The organism is Mesorhizobium sp. M7A.F.Ca.CA.001.08.2.1, assembly GCF_003998455.1.
GTDB lineage: Bacteria > Pseudomonadota > Alphaproteobacteria > Rhizobiales > Rhizobiaceae > Mesorhizobium > Mesorhizobium ciceri.
Window position 1 is genome coordinate 1 of sequence record NZ_RZPW01000796.1, and the last position, 2,716, is coordinate 2,716.

4 protein-coding genes are annotated in these 2,716 nt (G+C 65.0%); 2 read left to right on the forward strand and 2 right to left on the reverse strand.

What is annotated here, in order from left to right:
- Window positions 1-615 (forward strand): S8 family serine peptidase (locus EN914_RS31065; RefSeq protein WP_164779035.1); only part of this gene is annotated, 615 nt, incomplete at its 5' end.
- Here EN914_RS31065 and EN914_RS31070 read toward each other — a convergent pair.
- Both EN914_RS31070 and EN914_RS31075 read right to left on the reverse strand, forming a co-directional pair.
- Window positions 612-1,121, reverse strand: coding sequence for a hypothetical protein (locus EN914_RS31070; protein ID WP_024501948.1), 510 nt, complete (start codon window positions 1,119-1,121; stop codon window positions 612-614). The genes EN914_RS31065 and EN914_RS31070 overlap by 4 nt on opposite strands.
- A 23-nt stretch (window positions 1,122-1,144) precedes the next feature.
- Window positions 1,145-1,963, reverse strand: a complete 819-nt coding sequence (locus tag EN914_RS31075) for a class I SAM-dependent methyltransferase (RefSeq protein WP_024501949.1) — start codon at window positions 1,961-1,963, stop codon at window positions 1,145-1,147.
- A 78-nt stretch (window positions 1,964-2,041) separates the two neighbouring features.
- On the opposite strand from EN914_RS31075, the gene EN914_RS31080 reads away from it, so the two are divergent.
- Window positions 2,042-2,716 (forward strand): LysR family transcriptional regulator (locus EN914_RS31080; protein WP_164779036.1); only part of this gene is annotated, 675 nt, incomplete at its 3' end.

Below are 2,716 nucleotides of genomic sequence, written 5' to 3' on the forward strand. Positions count from 1 at the left end.
TCGATCGACGGGCTGATCGCCGGCGTCGGCGCGCTGGAAGGCATGGCACCGGGCGCAAAAATCTATCACGCCCGCGCCTTCGAGGGCGGCAAGTCGACCATGGACGTCATCCTGTCGGCGCTCGACTGGGCGGCGGAACAGGACGTGCGCATCATCAATATGAGCTTTGTCGGGCCGAAGAACGATTTGCTCGGCGTCGCCTGCCGCAATGCCCGCGCGCTCGGCATGGTGCTGGTCGCCGCAGCCGGTAACAACGGGCCGAAGGCGCCCTATGGCTATCCGGCCGCCTTCGATGGTGTCGTCGCGGTGACCGCCACCGATGCCAAGGACGGGCTGATGCCGCAGGCCAATCGCGGCGCCTATGTCTTCATCTCGGCACCCGGCGTCGAGATGGTGGCGCCGAGCGGCGCCGGCTCGGATCTGGTCACAGGCACCTCGTTTGCCGCGGCGATCGTGAGCGGCGCCATCGCCAATCTCATCCATGCCGCGCCCGATCGCTCGGCCGACGACATCGAAAAGGCGCTCGCGGCAACGGCCAGGGATCTCGGTCCCAAGGGACGCGACAATGATTTCGGCTACGGCCTGCTGGACATCAAGGCGGCGGCAAAGGACTAGTCTGCGACAGTCCAAGCGGCGGCCTGCGGGGGACGCACCAGAAAATAGAACGCGACGATGTGCGTGATCATCAGCAGCGGCACGTAGATGATCGGGATCGCGTAGGTGGCGCCCAGTTCGCCCGCACGCTGGGGGAGGCCGACCTGGATGGCGTGGTAATAGTCTACGATCAGATCAACCGTCCCGACCAGATTGAAGGCGACGACGAGCGCCCAGAAGAGCCGAGGTATCCTTGCCGTGAGCAGCGCCAGCATGGCCAGCACTCCTGTTGCAAGGTCGCCGTAGGCAGCAAACACGGCAAAGCCGGCAGGCAAATCGGGGCTGACGACACCCGGAACGAGGAAGACCAGCCCGAAGAAGCGGAAGCTGTGCAGAGTGGCAACAGCGCGTTGCGCCGCGACCCGGTCCATCGATCTGAGCCACGGCAAACCGTATACAGCGAAGCAAAGCAGCCACGCGACATAGCCCAGAACAAGATGGATTTGGAATAGGACTTCGGTGGACATCTGGCCTCCTCTCGACAATTGGTTCATGCGGCCTCGAACACTGCGGTCAGGATACCGAGCCGACCTTGCATAAGATTTCGTCCGAGGTTGGCCGCAAGCTCAGCGAAGTCCGGTCCCATCACCACGCCGAGATTGGGCGAAGGCGGCGGCCCCGACGCGCGCAACTGTGCGAACCACGCCTTGGCGGCGTCGGTGTCGTCTTGCCATGCCAGCATGCGGAAGCTGGCCGGTTCGATCGCCTCGCGCGTCGCACCGGCTGTTAGGAGAAAGCTCGTCGCCGGCGTTCTCGCCCAGGGAAGCGGATAGTGCGGCTCGCCTCCAGACAACACGACGTCGTATGTGGCAAACCTGCCGCCTGGCTTCAGCACGCGCCGAATCTCGCTGTAGAGCAGCGTCCGGTCAGAGATGTTCATCGCCACGTGCTGCAACAGCACCGCGTCGAAACGGCCATCGTCGAATGGGAGCTCCAATGCGCTGGCGGTCTGGAACGACAGCTGCCCGCTCTGTCCCGTGCGCTCGGTCAGATAGCGCGCGGCATCCACGAAAGGCTCGCTGAGATCCACGCCAGTAACCCGGCAGCCATAGGTCGCAGCCAGAAAGCGCGCCGGCCCACCGACGCCCGAGCCGACGTCCAGTATCGACATGCCGGCAGCGATCCCCGCCAATTGGGCAAGCTCGGCGGTGGCAGCTAGCCCACGGGTGTGAAACTGGTCGAGAACGCCCAATTGTTGGGGCGTGAGGAGCTGGTCCTCCGGGCCGAGGGCAGCCAACACCGTCTTCAGCCGCTCGGTCAGGCCCGTCGCGCGATAATGGTCCCGTACCCCTTCAAGTTCATCGGTCATCGCATGATGTCTCCTAGGTTCAGCTCATACCTAGGCCCACTTCCATAATTCGACTACCCGGCGTAATAACAACAACCTATGAAGCAGAACTACACAGTCCGACATGGTGCGCTGGAGGGCATCGAGGCGTTCCTGGCTGTCGCCAGGCACCGCAACTTCCGCCGCGCCGCAGCGCAACTCGGCGTGACACCGCCCGCCGTGAGCCAGGCGGTGCGCGCGCTGGAGGCACGCATGGGTGCGGCGCTGTTCGTCCGCACGACACGGAGCGTCGGCTTGACCGAGCCTGGCCAGCGGTTCCTCGATCGTGCCGGCCCTGCTTTCGAAGAACTCGTCGCGGCCGGCGAGGCCGTGCGTGACATCGGCCAACGGCCGACCGGTCTGCTGCGCCTGTCCGTGCCCCGCGCCGTCGTGCCGTTGATCCTGGAGCCGATGATCGCGTCGTTCTGCCGGGCTTACCCCGAGATCGAGCTGGAGATCGCCGCGAGCGACGAGATGGTCGATCTCGCGGCCGGCGGGTTCGATGCCGGCATCCGTCTCGGCCAGTTCATTGCGGTCGACATGGTCGCGGTGCGGCTAACCCCATCGTTTTCGTTCGTGGTCGTCGGCAGCCCTGACTATCTCAAACGCCACGGCCGCCCCGAACGCGTCGATGATCTGCGCAACCACGCCTGCCTGCGCTTGCGCCGTTCGAACGGCGCCATAGCGCCCTGGGCTTTCGTCGACGGCAACGAGGCGATCGAGGCGATGCTCTCA